This is a genomic window from Pseudomonas sp. 05N36 (assembly GCF_056397385.1).
This window is the reverse complement of sequence record NZ_JBFTNH010000002.1, coordinates 205920-219844: the sequence shown is the minus strand read 5'-3', so window position 1 is coordinate 219844 and position 13925 is coordinate 205920. Positions and strand designations below refer to the sequence as shown.

Here is a 13925-nt window from a genome sequence, read left to right as displayed (position 1 = left end):
GTCCGCTCGGGCTGATAGGGAAGGGCGCCATTCTACCTGCGAGGCAGGGCATGTAAACCGGCACCCCGGCGGCAGTTGCCGCTAGAATAGCCAGACATTTTTTTCAGGAGGTGGCCGATGCAGGCTCTCGACGCTTTGCTCAACCGTGTATCCGTTCCGCGTTTGCTCGACCCGGCGCCCACCGCTGCACAACGGGAAGTGTTGTTTTCTGCGGCCATGCGCGCACCGGATCACGGGCATTTGCAGCCGTGGCGTTTTCTGACGGTCGAAGGCACGGCGCGCGAGCAATTGGGCGAGATACTGGCGCAGGCAGCACGCCTGCAAGACGCCGATGTGCCTCAGGCCCTGGTGGACAAGGCGCGTAACGGCCCGCTGCGCGCGCCGTTGGTGGTGGTTGTGGTGGCGCGCGTGCAAGACCACGTCAAAGTGCCGAAGTCCGAGCAGTTGCTGGCCGCCGGTTGCGCAGCCCACGCTATCTTGCTGGCGGCTTACGCTCAGGGTATTGGCGCGGTATGGCGCACCGGCGAGCTGGTCTATTCGGCGCATGTGGCCCAGGGGCTGGGCCTGGCGGAAGGTGAAGAAGTGATTGCATTCCTTTACCTGGGCACACCGCAGAACGAACCGCGTGTGGCCGGTAAAGTCGATCTCACCGAGTTTGTCAGCGCCTGGCCTGCCAAGCCTTGAACATGATCGTCCCCACGCGGGAGCGCGGGGACGATCGTTACGGTGCGATACCGGGCTCTAATGGCAGCTCCAGGCTGGCAATGAATCCCCCTTCCGGGTGATTGACCAGTATCAGGCTGCCGCCGTGGCGCTCCGCCGCACGCCGGGCGATGGCCAATCCCAGGCCATGTCCGGCGGCCGTCTGCCCGGGCGCCCGAAAAAACGGTTCCCCCAGTTGGTTCAGATGCCCGACTTCTACGCCGGGGCCGTGGTCGCGCACGCTGATCACAATCCGATCTCCCTGACGCAATGCCAGCACTTCAATCGGTTGTCCTGCCGGATTGAAGCGCTGGGCGTTGCGCAACAGGTTGTCCAGCGCCCGCTCGATCATGGTCGGCCAGCCCTTGAGGTTTAATTGCGGTTCGGCTTCGATACGGATGTTTTGCTCTGGCGCGCCTAGCTGAGCGTCTTTTTGCACCGTATTGAGTAACGCATTGAGGTCAATCTCTTCGGCACTTGCGTTGTCGGCGTCGACCCGTGCCAGCACCAGGATTTCGCTGATCAGTGCTTCCAGCCGATCACATTCGCGGGTCAATCGTGGCCAGAGCTTTTCGCGTTCTTCGGGGCCGGCGCGTTCCGCGAGGGCCAGGGCGATGCGCAACCGGGCCAACGGCGAACGCAGTTCGTGAGAGACGTCGCGCAGCAGTTGGCGCTGGCTGCCGATCAGGCTTTGCAGGCGTGCGCCCATGCGGTTGAAGTCGTTGGCCAGCACGCCAAACTCGTCACGCCGATTGGCCAACCGCGCCAGGCTGTTTTGCTGATAGGTCGTCTGACCGAGGTCATGCACCGCACCGCGCAAACGGCTCAACGGGCGGGTGATGGACAGCGTCACCAGCAGGCTGAACAGCGTCAGCACCACCAGGGCGATCGACAGCGCACTGAGGGGCCAAAGCAGGCTGTTACGGTGCCAGGCGTTGAGCTCTGGATGCGGAATACGGTAGATCAGCAAGTAAGTTTCAGCGGTTTTCGGGCTGGTGTACTCGACGGTCAGACGCCGCCAGGGCAGGTGGCGGCCGCTGTCGTCGGGGTTGTCGTTCTGCCGTGCTTCCAGGGCTGCCGCGCGGCGAGGAAAGGTCCCGCGCACCACCGGGTCACCCCCTTCGTTCAGTACCTGAACATCGATGTGGTAACGCCGTTTGCGTTGTTCGAGCAAGGCTTGCGCCGCGTCCTCGCCTTTTTCTTCGTAGAGCTGCGTCCACTCTTGCGCCAGGGTATTGAGGCCCGGGTGGCGGCTGAGAATCCAGGCGTCCTGGTTCAACATGTGCCCGAGCAGGATCGACAACCCCGCAACCAGAGCGATGGCCAGCCAGAAGCTGGCAAGGATGCGCCAGAACAATGAACGCACGGTAAGTCCTCAAACAAAGAAAGCCCAATGGTGATGGACCATTGGGCTGGGGAGAAACGCTAGAGCATTATTGCGTCTTTTGCGGTTGTTGAGCTTTCCAGGCCTGGAACTGCTCCCATTCGGCTTTGCGTTCGGCCTGCTTCTTTTGGATCGCATCGAACTTCTGCTGTTGGTCCGGCTTGAGAAGGGCACGAATGTCTTTCTCGGTTTTCTGGCGGCCGGCCGCCATTTGGTCTTTCATGGCCTGCTGATCGGCTGGCGAGAGTTTTTGCAGGTACTGCTCGACCAACTCTTTACGCGCATGCATCTGCTCGCCGATCAGTTTGCGAATCTGTTCGCGTTGTTCGTGGCTCAGGTTCAACTCTCTGTACATGCCTTTGCCGCCATGCATGTGCTCGCTGTAGCCGTGACCATCCATTGGGCCCATCGGGCCTGGGCCTTCTGGTGCAGCCATGGCAATGGTTGGCAGTGCAGCGGCGAACATCAAAGCGATAAGGGTCTTGCGCATGGTGTGTCTCCTTGTCTCGTTCCCGGTGTGTTCCGGATGAGTACAGATTACGCAAATCAAGGTCAGCGGCGGTCAGCGGAGCGTAAAGCTTGGGTAAAGACGGTTTTGCGCTGACCTGGAAAAACAGAGCCCTTGTAGCAGCCGGCGTTCGGCTGCGAAGCAGTCGTAAACCCTATCGACTCGGTCTACCTGAAGCACTGCGGTGTCTGATTTCACGACCGCTTCGCAGCCGAACGCCGGCTGCGCCAGCTGCTACAAGGGCCGTGTTGGGTTCAGAGGCTGTAGTAATAACCGCGGCTGCGCAGGGCAACGATGCGCGGGCGGCCGTCGGGGTGTGGGCCGATCTTTTTGCGCAGGTTGCTGACGTGCATGTCCAGGCTGCGGTCGTAAAGGGTCAGCTTGCGCCCGAGGGCGATCTGCGCCAGTTCCTGCTTGTCCAGCGGTTCGCCGGGTTGCTTGAGCAGGGCTTCGAGCAGGCGACTTTCCGAGACGGTCAGGGTGAATTCCTGTTCGTCGATGCTGACCACGCCACGGACCGGGCTGAAGCACAGGTCGCCGAGCTCCATCTGGCTGGACACCGCCGCCGGATGACTGCGTCGCAGCACCGCCCGCAGGCGCGCGGTCAGTTCACGGGGATCACAAGGCTTGGCCAGGTAATCGTCGGCGCCCAGTTCCAGCCCGAGGATCCGGTCCAGCGGCTCGCCACGGGCCGAGAGCATCACCACCGGCAAATCCGGGTGGTCGTTGCGCAACTGCTTGAGCAGCTCCAGACCGCTTCCGTCGGGCAGCATCACGTCCAGCACCACTGCTGCCGGCGCAGATTCGGCCAAGGCGCGGCGCGCACTCAGACCGTCGTGGCAAGCGTGCACGACAAAGCCTTCCTGGCTCAGCCAACTACTCAGGAGCTCACACAGCTCCTGGTCATCATCAATTAGTAACAGCTCGCTCATGACTCACTCAATTTAGCCATTGCCGACGTTTTCCACGTCCACCACTGGCGAAGATACCGCAGAGCAGTGCCAATAGCGCTACTCCGGCGCCAGTGACGAACCACTGCTGTTGATCGGTCAGCAGGCGCGGCAGCGGGTTTGCCTGGACTTCCTTGAGTTGCAGCTTGAGGCGCTGATTCTCTTGGCGTAACCGGCCCAGCAAGGCACTTTCGCGTTCGTTATCGGCATTTTGCAATTGTTTGTTCAGCTCTTCCCGTTGCCGTTCGCTTTCTTTCAAGCGCTGCTGCAATTCGGTGATCTGGCTTCCGGCGCTTAATGACAGAGGCGTTGAATAGCCTGAGTCCGAGTGCTCTTCGGCATGGGCGAAGGCCCCGATCGATAACGTGACCAACAGCAGGCACAGCGGACCTTGGCGCATCGAAACTCCTGATTCCAATCGAGTGTTGGGCAGGTTGTCGGCCGTGGAACGAGAATAATGAGCAATTGAACACGCGATGAACCGAAGGTTCATCGCGCAGAGGCTATGTTAAGGCAGGACTTGCTTGAACGGTTTGACCAGAACGTTGGCGTAGACGCCTGCGGCGATATACGGATCGGCGTCGGCCCAGGCCTTGGCGGCTTCCAGAGAGGCGAACTCGGCGACGATCAGGCTGCCGGTGAAACCTGCTGCGCCCGGATCATTGCTGTCGATGGCAGGGTGCGGGCCAGCCAGGACCACGCGGCCTTCGGCCTTGAGCTGTTGCAGCCGCTCGATGTGGGCAGGGCGCACAGCCAGGCGGTTTTCCAGGGAGTTGGCGACGTCTGTAGCAATGATTGCGTAAAGCATGTCAGTCCTCGGTTTTTGGCGTAGAAGTGTCGGCGTCGTGCAGGTGGCGGGACAGGTAAATGCCCTGGCCGACCAGGAACAGCAGGGTCATGCCCAGGCTGCCGAAGACTTTGAAATCGACCCAATAGTTCTGGAAGGTGAACGCAACGAACAGGTTGGCCGCGCCGCAAAACAGGAAAAAGCCGATCCAGGCGATGTTCAAACGGGTCCAGACCAGGTCCGGCAGGGTCAGCGCGTGGCCCATGATGCGTTTGATCAGCAACTGCTCGCCGATGAAGTGGCTGCCGATAAAGGCCAGGGCGAACAGCCAGTTGACCACCGGCGCTTTCCATTTAAGGAAGGTTTCGCTGTGGAAGGCCAGGGTCAGGCTACCGAAGACCAGGCAGGCAATCAGGGTCAGCCACTGGCTCTTCTCCAGCTTGCGCTGTTTGATGAACAGCGTGCCGTAGACCACCAGGGAGCTGGTGATCAGCATCGCAGTGGCGCTGTAAATGCCGCCTACGGTCAATGGGTAACCGGCGATGTCGACGACTCGTGGATCGATTTTGAAGACGATGAAAAACAGCAGAAGAGGGATGAAGTCGATGAATTGTTTCACAGTGGCAGCCAGAAGCAGGATGTGGCGGCATAATAACAAACATATTGAGTCGCGAAAGCGCCAGCTGATTTGAGGTTACACAGTCCTGTGAATGTTGATTTGCACTGCCATAGCACGGCCTCCGATGGCGCCCTGGCGCCCGCGGTACTGGTTGCGCGTGCGTTCGAGAAAGGCGTGCGAGTCCTGGCCTTGACCGATCACGACACCCTTGAAGGCCTCGACGAGGCCCGCAGCGCTGCGGTTGCGCTGGGGATGCAACTGATCAACGGTGTCGAATTGTCCTGCACCTGGGGGGGCGCGACCATTCATGTGCTCGGTTACGGGTTCGACGTCAATGCCCCGGCGCTGGTCGAGGCGATTGCCAAATTGCGTGACGGGCGCTGGCTCAGGTCCGAAGAAATCAGCCGCAAGCTCGAACTCAAGGGCATGCCGGGCGCGCTGGAAGGCGCGCGGGCTATCCAGCAGGAACTCGGTGACAGCGGCAATGCACCGGCCCGCCCGCACTTTGCCGACTATTTAGTCCGCGCCGGTTTCGTCAAGGACCGCGCCGAAGCCTTCCGCAAGTGGCTGGGCGCCGGCAAGTTGGGGGACGTCAAGCAGCATTGGCCGACCCTGGAAGAAACCGTTGAAACCCTGCGTGCTGCCGGGGCCTGGGTCAGCCTGGCACACCCTTGGCACTATGATTTCACCCGCAGCAAACGCCGTCGGCTGATTGCGGACTATATTCAAGCAGGCGGCCACGCAATTGAAGTGGTCAATGGCCATCAGCCAGCCGAGCAGGTTGGCAGCCTGGCTATTCTTGCGCGTGAGTTCGGTCTGCTGGTCAGTGCCGGCAGTGATTTCCATGGACCCGGAGGCTGGTCCGAGATCGGCGAGTACCGCCCACTCCCGGAGGACCTGCCACCACTTTGGTGTCGGTTCAAACATGACCCAGCCGTTATTGCCGTCTGAACAGGTAGACAATGTGAGTCAATTTTTCCAGATTCATCCGGAAAACCCGCAAGCGCGCCTGATCAAACAGGCTGTCGAGATCATCCGCAATGGCGGGGTGGTGATTTATCCCACTGACTCGTCCTACGCCATTGGTTGCCAGATCGGCGACAAGACTGCTGTGGAGCGCGTGCGTCGGCTGCGTCAGCTGGATGAAAAGCACAATTTCGCGCTGATTTGCAGCGACCTGTCGCAATTGGGGTTGTTCGCCAAGATCGATACCGGCACCTTCCGCTTGCTCAAGGCCCACTTGCCAGGGCCGTACACGTTTATTCTCAACGCCACCCGCGAAGTGCCGCGTCTGCTGCTGCATCCGAAGAAGCGCACCATCGGTCTGCGGGTGCCGAGCCATCCAATTGCCCTGGCGTTGCTCGAAGAGCTGGGCGAGCCGCTGATGAGCGTGACCCTGATCATGCCCGGTGACACCGACCCGTTGAGCGATCCGTATGAAATGCGCCAGTTGCTTGAGCATCAGGTCGACCTGATCATCGACGGCGGTTTTGGCGGAATCAAAGCTTCCACGGTGATCAACCTGGCCGACGGCGAGCCAGAAGTGATTCGCGTCGGTTGCGGTGACCCCGCGCCGTTTACGGTTGAGGCCTAGATGTCCGCAGTAGAACCCGTCGATAGCCAGGCCGGGGCACAGCAAGAGCTGCCGTTCGCCATGGTCTATGGCCAGGCGGTCATGGAAATGCCGCTGGACCTGTACATTCCGCCGGACGCGCTGGAAGTCTTCCTCGAGGCCTTCGAAGGCCCGCTCGACTTGCTGCTGTACCTGATCCGCAAGCAGAACATCAACATCCTCGACATTCCGGTGGCGGAAATTACCCGGCAGTACATGGGCTATGTCGAGTTGATGCAGTCGGTGCGCCTGGAGCTGGCCGCCGAGTATCTGGTGATGGCGGCGATGCTCGCCGAGATCAAGTCGCGGATGCTGCTGCCGCGCTCGGCCGAGATCGAAGAGGAAGAGGACGATCCGCGGGCTGAGCTGATCCGTCGCTTGCAGGAGTACGAGCGCTTCAAGGCGGCCGCTGAAGGCATCGACGGCCTGAGCCGGGTTGGTCGCGATGTAGTGGTGCCCAAGCTCGATGCCCCGCAGGCGATGGCGCGCAAGTTGCTGCCGGACGTGAGTCTGGAAGAGTTGCTGATGTCCATGGCCGAGGTGCTGCGCCGCGGCGATATGTTCGAAAGCCATCAGGTCAGCCGCGAGGCGTTGTCAACGCGCGAGCGCATGAGCGACGTGCTGGAACGGCTCAAGGGCGGCGGTTTTGTGCCGTTTGTCGAGCTGTTCACCGCCGAAGAAGGACGCTTGGGTGTGGTCGTGACCTTTATGGCGATCCTCGAACTGGTCAAGGAATCCTTGGTCGAGCTGGTGCAGAATGAGCCGTTTGCGGCTATCCATGTGCGGGCGCGAGCCGAATAACGAGCAAAATCAATGAATCTGAGTGAACCCCGCGAGCTGGCGCCACTGCTTGAAGCCTTTCTGTTGGCCTCGGGAAAGCCGCAGTCGATGGAGCGTCTGTACGAACTCTTCGAGGAGGGCGAGCGCCCGGAGCCGCCGGTCTTCAAGAAGGCCTTGGCGATTCTCGCGAAATCCTGCGACGGTCGGGCTTTTGAGCTGAAGGAAGTCGCCTCGGGCTACCGTCTGCAAATTCGCGAGAAGTTCGCGCCCTGGGTCGGACGTCTGTGGGAAGAGCGCCCGCAGCGCTATTCCCGGGCGATGCTGGAGACCATGGCGTTGATCGCCTATCGTCAGCCGATCACCCGTGGCGAGATCGAGGATGTGCGCGGCGTGGCGGTCAACAGCCACATCGTCAAGACCCTGCTGGAGCGTGAGTGGATCAGGATCGTCGGTTATCGCGACGTACCGGGCAAGCCGGCGATGTTCGCCACCACCAAGGCGTTCCTCGATCATTTCAACCTGAAGAACCTCGACGACCTGCCACCGCTGGCCGAACTGCGCGAGCTGGAGCCCGAGCCGATGCTCGAGTTCGACGACGCACCGGTGCCGCAGGGCCTGCAAGAACTGGCCGATGCCAGCGCCGAGCCGGAAGAACCGAAAGACGAGACCAGTTTCCATAGCTTGTTGCTCGAACTGGACTCGATGGAGGAGGGGATCAAGACCGACTTCGACGATTTGCTGCGTGACGGCGCGGTCAGCGACAGCGAGCCGCAGTCGCCCATTGACGCGCCTGTCGAGGTGGCGGTAGAGACCGGGCACCAGGTTGAAGCCGAGGCCGAAACTGAAGAAGTTGAGGAAGAGGCCGAAGATGACATCCTCGGTGTTGCCGAAGCTCGCGAGAAACTCCTCGCCGCTGTCGCCGCACTGGAGCAGCCCAAACCAGAACCCGAGCTGAGCGAAGAAGAAGCCGAAGCCCGGGCCCTCGCTGAAGCGATCGAGAACGAACGCCGCCAATTCGACGACTGACACAAACCCTGTGGGAGCGAGCCTGCTCGCGATAGCGGTATATCAGACAACATTGATGTCGACTGACACTCCCTCATCGCGAGCAGGCTCGCTCCCACAGTGGTTCAGTGTTGTGATTGATCTGACTTGGCACCACCGGTCGGCGGAAAAACAATTAACTGACCGTTTATCCGCTAGTCTCTGATGCGCGAGCGGCGTCATGCGCGTATGATTCGCGACCCTTCGGCGATCCTTTCGCCCAAAGACCAGATTTCAACTCTTCAGGCCAGGCCTGAACAGACCACACCGGGAGGTGCCCAGATGAGTATCAACGACCAGAAAGACGACCAGGAAATCGGCCCAGCAGGCGAAAAACTGCAGAAAGTCCTCGCCCGTATCGGCGTCGGCTCGCGCCGCGACGTAGAAGCCTGGATCAGTCATGGCCGGATCAAGGTCAACGGCAAAGATGCCACCCTTGGCCTGCGAGTCGACCTGCACGACGCCATCACCATCGATGGCAAGGTGATCAAGCGTGAAGAAGCGGCCGAATCGGTCCGCCGCGTGATCATGTACAACAAACCCGACGGCGAAATCTGCACCCGCGACGACCCTGAAGGCCGTCCGACCGTGTTCGACAAAATGCCGAAACCCAAAGAAGGCCGCTGGATCAACATCGGTCGTCTGGACATCAACACCACCGGTTTGCTGATGTTCACCACCGACGGTGAGCTGGCCAACCGCCTGATGCACCCTTCCTACGAAATGGACCGTGAATACGCGGTACGTGTTCGTGGTGAAGTCGACGACGAAATGATCGAGCGCCTGAAGGCTGGCGTCGTTCTCGAAGACGGCCCGGCGAAGTTCACCGACATCAAGCAGGCGCCAGGTGGCGAAGGTTTCAACCACTGGTACCACTGCGTGGTGATGGAAGGTCGTAACCGTGAGGTTCGACGTCTGTGGGAATCCCAGGGTCTGGTGGTCAGCCGTCTGAAGCGCGTGCGTTTCGGTCCGGTGTTCCTCAACTCTGACCTGCCGATGGGCCGCTGGCGCGAAATGAGCCAGTACGAAGTCGACGTACTGAGTGCTGAAGTCGGTTTGACCCCGGTGGCCATGCCGCAAATGAACGCCAAGAGCAAAGACAAGCTTGAGCGTATGCAGCGCAAGTCGTCGCGCCCGGTCGGCAAGAGCGAGCGCGTGCGGACCCTGCGTCCAGCGACTGGTGCTCCAGCGGCTGCTGGCCCGCGTCCAGCGCGCGAGCCGCAGATTGAAGGCGAGCGTCCGGCTCGCAAGCCGGCACCACGTCAGGATGGCGAGCGCGGTCCACGCACTCCGCGTCCGGCCAACGGTCGCACTGAACGTGGCGAAGGCCGCGGTGCTCCAGTCGGTGGTCGCAGTGATCGCGGTGCGCCGGCAGGTCGTGGCGAGTCGGGTCGCGGTACGCCAGTGGCAGACCGTCCGGCCGACACCAAGCGCCCGGCCAAGCCAGCGCCGAAAAAGCGTCCGGGCATCGTCCTGGTCGACCGTGATGCGCCATCGGGCAAGCGTCGTGGCGCACCGGCCGGTTCCGGCCAGCGTCCTGGCTTTGGTCGTCGCAAGCCGGAATAATCGGTAAGCGCTCCATAAAAACGCCAACCCTCGGGTTGGCGTTTTTTTTGCCTCGGCTTTAGTGATGCAGTGTTTTTGAGTCTGTCATCGCGAGCAAGCTCGCTCCCACAGGTGAACGAGATCGTTCAGATAAATGCGCTCAAATGTGGGAGCGAGCCTGCTCGCGATGAGGTCAGTAACTGCACCACCCTCTTCAGGACTAGAACACAAACCGCCCATCAAACACCGGCTTGTCATCCAGCGCCAACACGCCGCTGGCGAAGATCAGGTCCAGGTGATGGCTGCCCTTGGCGCCACCGCCCAACCCCAGATGGAGGCCGCAATGGCGCTCTTCGAAGCCGGCGTTGCGCGCATACAGGTCCTTGACGCCCTCGTTGGTGCCGATCCCCAACTCCTCGATGCGTCGGTTGGACGGGTTGGCATCCAGGTATTTGTTGAAGTCATGTTCCAGCCCCGGCACTTGCGTGGCGATTCGGCTGATGGTCGAGTTCTCGATCCACAACTCCAGCGGTGATTGGAGCACACCATATTTGCGGGCGAAGGGAATGGTGCCGAGGAAGGTGCCGACGAACTTTACCTGGCCATTGATGGCTTCGCTGTGGGTGGCAATCTCGCCGGGCGCCAGGTCGAAGTTGCCGACGCCGTTGATATTGGTCCACTTCTTGATGCTGCTCAGCGGCGTTTCGAAGTAAGAGCCGTGCCGATCACTGAAGCTCAGGGTAGTGGCCTGGGACATACGCTGGATCAGATGGCTGTTGAGCCCGGCGATACGTTGCGGCGTGACACTGAAGGTGTCGTAGAAGTAATCGCCGTAATCCTTGAACAGCAGCGACTTCTTCCAATGGTCGGCCATGACGCTTTGCAAGGCACGAACAAAGTCGGGGCCGTCCGGGCGCGGGTTGGGCAGGGTCGACGAGTCGTAGAAGAAAATGTACAGATCGCAGTCGGCAATCGCCTGCGCCAGGGTTTGGGTTGGTTCGAGGTCCAGGCGCATGGCACTGAAGTGGAATGGCTCGTTGGCCGCTTGCTCGATGATCGCGCCGGTCAACGCCTCGTAAGGTTGCGTATGCCCAAGCAAGACCTTGGCCGGACGTACGCCCACGAGGGCAGGGTGGTGTTCGAGGTAGTAAAGGAAATGCGAAATGGCGCGGAGTCTATCCATGAATCCTCCCTGACAGTCAGCGAATAGTGGCAGGTACGACCGGCCGGCGCGTACCTGCCTGGATATCTTACAAAGGCCACATCGCCGTGCCGAACGGAACGACCGCGTCGGCTTGCATCATTTCAACAGCCGCGTCATGAGTCGGCGCTTCAAACCACTCGTCCAGTTGCAGTTCGGTTTCCAGGTCTTTATTCATTGCTTGCATAGTGAATCTCCCTGATAGCTTTAAGGTTGAATGGCGGTGCTGTTTTCAGTGCGGGAATAAATCATTGCGACTGAAAAAAGTTGCTGCTTACTTGCGCGCCCTCACGGCCTGGCAAGTGGTTGGAAACCTAGTTCAGTCGTTTTTAAAATGCAATTTAAAATTTAAATTCAGTTTGGGTGAAATTTTTATTCCGTTTTTAGGTGTCTATTTTTTTAATAAAAAACAAAACACTAACTTGGTTTCATCGGTAGGAATGGGGCTGCCGTCAATTTGCAGGCGACCTTCAGAAAGATCTGTTGTGGAAAAAATACGTTACGCCTCGTAAAGGAGGATTTACGAAAAGCCGCGTTCTGCGCCATGGATTCGGGTTGATGCGAGGGTTGTAAGGAAAAGCTTCCGATTGGTGCTCGGTAGTGTGGTTTGCAGGGCTCTGCTCCGCTTGTTTCAAGACGGTTTCAGCGGTGAGATGCGCCCATGCCTGTCGTGCAGGTGCATAACAAGAAGGAGGCGCAATGAACGCCGTGAGTCATTTTCATCTCTCTTCGAGGGGCGATTTTTCCATCGCCCCCGTCAACGACCCGCAAAGGTCTGAGCCTTTTTTTGCAGCCGCCCGAGCCACTCGAGGCGGACACAGGCAATCCCGGCAAACGACGCGCTGATTCAGCGGTGTCTGGCAGCAGGGGGTTACAGGTGTACAATGCGCCGCGTTTTAACTGTGACCTCCCTGCGTAACTGCGCAAACTCAAGGCTATCCGCTTTGTTAACTCCGCCGCGCCACAAGCGTGTCGGGTTCGATTTCGTCACAGATAAAAACAAACAGGTGACGCATGACCAGTAAAAAAACGCTGAACTCCTGGTGCCTGCGCTGGGGTTTGATCCGCGCTGCTTGATCCCGATCCGAGCGGCAACGTCTTAACGAACATTATCAAACCTTGCGTGAGACCCTTTTCATGAGTGGACAAAACTCGCATTCAGGTACGCTTCAACGCGGCCTGAAAAATCGCCATATTCAACTGATCGCCCTCGGTGGCGCGATCGGTACCGGATTGTTCCTGGGCTCTGCCGGTGTGCTGAAATCGGCCGGCCCGTCGATGATCCTCGGTTACGCAATCTGTGGCTTCATCGCTTTCATGATCATGCGCCAACTGGGCGAAATGATCGTTGAAGAGCCGGTCGCTGGCTCGTTCAGCCACTTTGCGCACAAGTACTGGGGCGGTTTCGCCGGCTTCCTGTCGGGCTGGAACTGCTGGATTCTGTACATCCTGGTGGGCATGTCGGAGCTGACGGCGGTCGGCAAATATGTGCACTACTGGTGGCCGGATGTCCCGACCTGGGTCTCGGCTGCAGCGTTCTTCGTGATGATCAATGCGATCAACCTGGCTAACGTCAAAGTCTTTGGCGAAGCGGAGTTCTGGTTTGCGATCATCAAGGTCGTGGCGATTGTCGGCATGATTGCCCTGGGCAGCTACCTGCTGGTCAGCGGCCATGGCGGCCCGCAAGCCTCGGTGACCAACCTGTGGGAACACGGCGGGTTTTTCCCGAATGGCGTCAGTGGTCTGGTGATGGCCATGGCGATCATCATGTTTTCCTTCGGCGGTCTGGAAATGCTCGGTTTCACTGCAGCAGAAGCCGACAAGCCGAAAACCGTGATCCCGAAAGCCATTAATCAGGTGATCTACCGGATCCTGATTTTCTACATCGGCGCACTGGTGGTCCTGCTGTCGCTGACTCCGTGGGACAGCTTGCTGGTGAGCCTGAATGCGTCCGGCGATGCCTATAGCGGCAGCCCGTTCGTTCAGGTGTTCTCGATGCTGGGCAGCAACACCGCGGCGCACATCCTCAACTTCGTGGTGCTCACTGCTGCGCTGTCGGTGTACAACAGCGGCACTTACTGCAACAGCCGCATGTTGCTGGGCATGGCTGAACAGGGCGACGCCCCGAAAGGTCTGGCAAAGATCGACAAGCGCGGCGTGCCGGTGCGTTCGATCCTGGCCTCGGCCGCGGTAACCTTCGTCGCCGTGGTGATGAACTACCTGATGCCGCAGCATGCGCTGGAACTGCTGATGTCGCTGGTGGTTGCAACGCTGGTGATCAACTGGGCGATGATCAGCTTCTCGCACTTCAAGTTCCGCCAGCACATGAACCGCACCAGACAAACGCCGCTGTTCAAGGCGCTGTGGTACCCGTACGGCAACTACATCTGCCTGGCGTTCGTGGCCTTCATCCTGTGCATCATGCTGATGATCCCGGGTATCCAGGTCTCGGTGTACGCAATTCCGGTGTGGGTCCTGTTCATGTGGGGCTGCTACAACATCAAGAACAAGCGCAGTGCTCAGCACGCGTTGAATGCTGCGGCTTCTGCGGTGAAGTAACGCGCAGCGCAAAAACAATAAACCCGGCCATGTGCCGGGTTTATTGTTTATGGGGTTCATACAAAACCCTGTGGGAGCGAGCCTGCTCGCGATAGCGGTTTGTCAGTCACATTGATGCTGCATGTGCCGTCGTCATCGCGAGCAGGCTCGCTCCCACAATGGCCTGTCATCTCCTTCAGGCTATTCGGGTATCCTGATGCACCCCTAACGCGGACACGCTTTTCCATGCTGGTG

General features: G+C 59.6%; 15 protein-coding genes. 7 read left to right on the top strand and 8 right to left on the bottom strand.

Annotation, left to right across the window (positions count from 1 at the left end; all coding sequences use genetic code 11):
* The first annotated feature begins 117 nt into the window (after nucleotides 1–117).
* Nucleotides 118–684: an NAD(P)H nitroreductase gene (locus AC1DIH_RS04090; protein WP_477770688.1), complete on the top strand. Its 567-nt coding sequence runs from the start codon at nucleotides 118–120 to the stop codon at nucleotides 682–684.
* 37 nt (nucleotides 685–721) lie between these two features.
* Here AC1DIH_RS04090 and AC1DIH_RS04085 read toward each other — a convergent pair whose 3' ends face one another.
* From AC1DIH_RS04085 to AC1DIH_RS04060, 6 genes are all read right to left on the bottom strand, one after another.
* Nucleotides 722–2068, bottom strand: coding sequence for a sensor histidine kinase (locus tag AC1DIH_RS04085; protein WP_477770687.1), 1347 nt, complete (start codon nucleotides 2066–2068; stop codon nucleotides 722–724).
* A 67-nt stretch (nucleotides 2069–2135) separates the two neighbouring features.
* A complete protein-coding gene (locus tag AC1DIH_RS04080; protein ID WP_477770686.1) occupies nucleotides 2136–2576 on the bottom strand; it encodes a Spy/CpxP family protein refolding chaperone in 441 nt (146 codons plus the stop codon).
* A gap of 272 nt (nucleotides 2577–2848) precedes the next feature.
* Nucleotides 2849–3526: a response regulator transcription factor gene (locus AC1DIH_RS04075; protein ID WP_477770685.1), complete on the bottom strand. Its 678-nt coding sequence runs from the start codon at nucleotides 3524–3526 to the stop codon at nucleotides 2849–2851.
* A gap of 7 nt (nucleotides 3527–3533) precedes the next feature.
* On the bottom strand, nucleotides 3534–3944 hold the full coding sequence (locus AC1DIH_RS04070) for an SH3 domain-containing protein (protein ID WP_477770684.1): 411 nt from the start codon (nucleotides 3942–3944) through the stop codon (nucleotides 3534–3536).
* A gap of 108 nt (nucleotides 3945–4052) precedes the next feature.
* Nucleotides 4053–4352 carry a YciI family protein gene (locus AC1DIH_RS04065; RefSeq protein WP_477770683.1) on the bottom strand — a complete coding sequence of 100 codons (300 nt, stop codon included), beginning with the start codon at nucleotides 4350–4352 and terminating at the stop codon, nucleotides 4053–4055.
* Nucleotide 4353: 1 nt separating this feature from the next.
* Complete coding sequence (locus AC1DIH_RS04060; RefSeq protein WP_477770682.1) at nucleotides 4354–4950, bottom strand: septation protein A; 597 nt, start codon at nucleotides 4948–4950, stop codon at nucleotides 4354–4356.
* Between the two features lie 87 nt (nucleotides 4951–5037).
* Between AC1DIH_RS04060 and AC1DIH_RS04055 the strand changes: the two genes are divergently transcribed.
* The 5 genes from AC1DIH_RS04055 (at nucleotide 5038) to rluB (ending at nucleotide 9952) form a co-directional block, all read left to right on the top strand.
* Nucleotides 5038–5901: a PHP domain-containing protein gene (locus AC1DIH_RS04055; protein ID WP_054596259.1), complete on the top strand. Its 864-nt coding sequence runs from the start codon at nucleotides 5038–5040 to the stop codon at nucleotides 5899–5901.
* A 13-nt stretch (nucleotides 5902–5914) separates the two neighbouring features.
* On the top strand, nucleotides 5915–6544 hold the full coding sequence (locus AC1DIH_RS04050; RefSeq protein WP_024265084.1) for an L-threonylcarbamoyladenylate synthase: 630 nt from the start codon (nucleotides 5915–5917) through the stop codon (nucleotides 6542–6544).
* Between the two features lie 120 nt (nucleotides 6545–6664).
* Nucleotides 6665–7363 (top strand): segregation and condensation protein A, encoded by a 699-nt coding sequence (locus AC1DIH_RS04045; protein ID WP_173859978.1) that lies wholly within the window; start codon nucleotides 6665–6667, stop codon nucleotides 7361–7363.
* Nucleotides 7364–7375: 12 nt separating this feature from the next.
* Complete coding sequence (scpB, locus tag AC1DIH_RS04040) at nucleotides 7376–8368, top strand: SMC-Scp complex subunit ScpB (protein WP_477770681.1); 993 nt, start codon at nucleotides 7376–7378, stop codon at nucleotides 8366–8368.
* Nucleotides 8369–8668: 300 nt separating this feature from the next.
* Nucleotides 8669–9952, top strand: coding sequence for a 23S rRNA pseudouridine(2605) synthase RluB (rluB, locus tag AC1DIH_RS04035; protein WP_477770680.1), 1284 nt, complete (start codon nucleotides 8669–8671; stop codon nucleotides 9950–9952).
* A 199-nt stretch (nucleotides 9953–10151) separates the two neighbouring features.
* On the opposite strand, the gene AC1DIH_RS04030 is transcribed toward rluB, so the two are convergent.
* Entirely contained in the window at nucleotides 10152–11114 is a 963-nt protein-coding gene (locus AC1DIH_RS04030) for a M29 family metallopeptidase (protein ID WP_477770679.1), read from the bottom strand.
* Between the two features lie 67 nt (nucleotides 11115–11181).
* Entirely contained in the window at nucleotides 11182–11319 is a 138-nt protein-coding gene (locus AC1DIH_RS04025; RefSeq protein WP_054596264.1) for a hypothetical protein, read from the bottom strand.
* 950 nt (nucleotides 11320–12269) lie between these two features.
* On the opposite strand from AC1DIH_RS04025, the gene AC1DIH_RS04020 reads away from it, so the two are divergent.
* Nucleotides 12270–13691, top strand: coding sequence for an amino acid permease (locus tag AC1DIH_RS04020; protein ID WP_477770678.1), 1422 nt, complete (start codon nucleotides 12270–12272; stop codon nucleotides 13689–13691).
* The last annotated feature ends 234 nt before the right edge of the window (nucleotides 13692–13925 follow it).

Coding starts and splice junctions, on each gene's coding strand:
- AC1DIH_RS04090 (WP_477770688.1), top strand. CDS start 118: ATGCAGGCTCTCGACGCTTTGCTCAACCGTGTATCCGTTCCGCGTTTG.
- AC1DIH_RS04080 (WP_477770686.1), bottom strand. CDS start 2,576: ATGCGCAAGACCCTTATCGCTTTGATGTTCGCCGCTGCACTGCCAACC.
- AC1DIH_RS04075 (WP_477770685.1), bottom strand. CDS start 3,526: ATGAGCGAGCTGTTACTAATTGATGATGACCAGGAGCTGTGTGAGCTC.
- AC1DIH_RS04070 (WP_477770684.1), bottom strand. CDS start 3,944: ATGCGCCAAGGTCCGCTGTGCCTGCTGTTGGTCACGTTATCGATCGGG.
- AC1DIH_RS04065 (WP_477770683.1), bottom strand. CDS start 4,352: ATGCTTTACGCAATCATTGCTACAGACGTCGCCAACTCCCTGGAAAAC.
- scpB (WP_477770681.1), top strand. CDS start 7,376: ATGAATCTGAGTGAACCCCGCGAGCTGGCGCCACTGCTTGAAGCCTTT.
- rluB (WP_477770680.1), top strand. CDS start 8,669: ATGAGTATCAACGACCAGAAAGACGACCAGGAAATCGGCCCAGCAGGC.
- AC1DIH_RS04030 (WP_477770679.1), bottom strand. CDS start 11,114: ATGGATAGACTCCGCGCCATTTCGCATTTCCTTTACTACCTCGAACAC.
- AC1DIH_RS04025 (WP_054596264.1), bottom strand. CDS start 11,319: ATGCAAGCAATGAATAAAGACCTGGAAACCGAACTGCAACTGGACGAG.
- AC1DIH_RS04020 (WP_477770678.1), top strand. CDS start 12,270: ATGAGTGGACAAAACTCGCATTCAGGTACGCTTCAACGCGGCCTGAAA.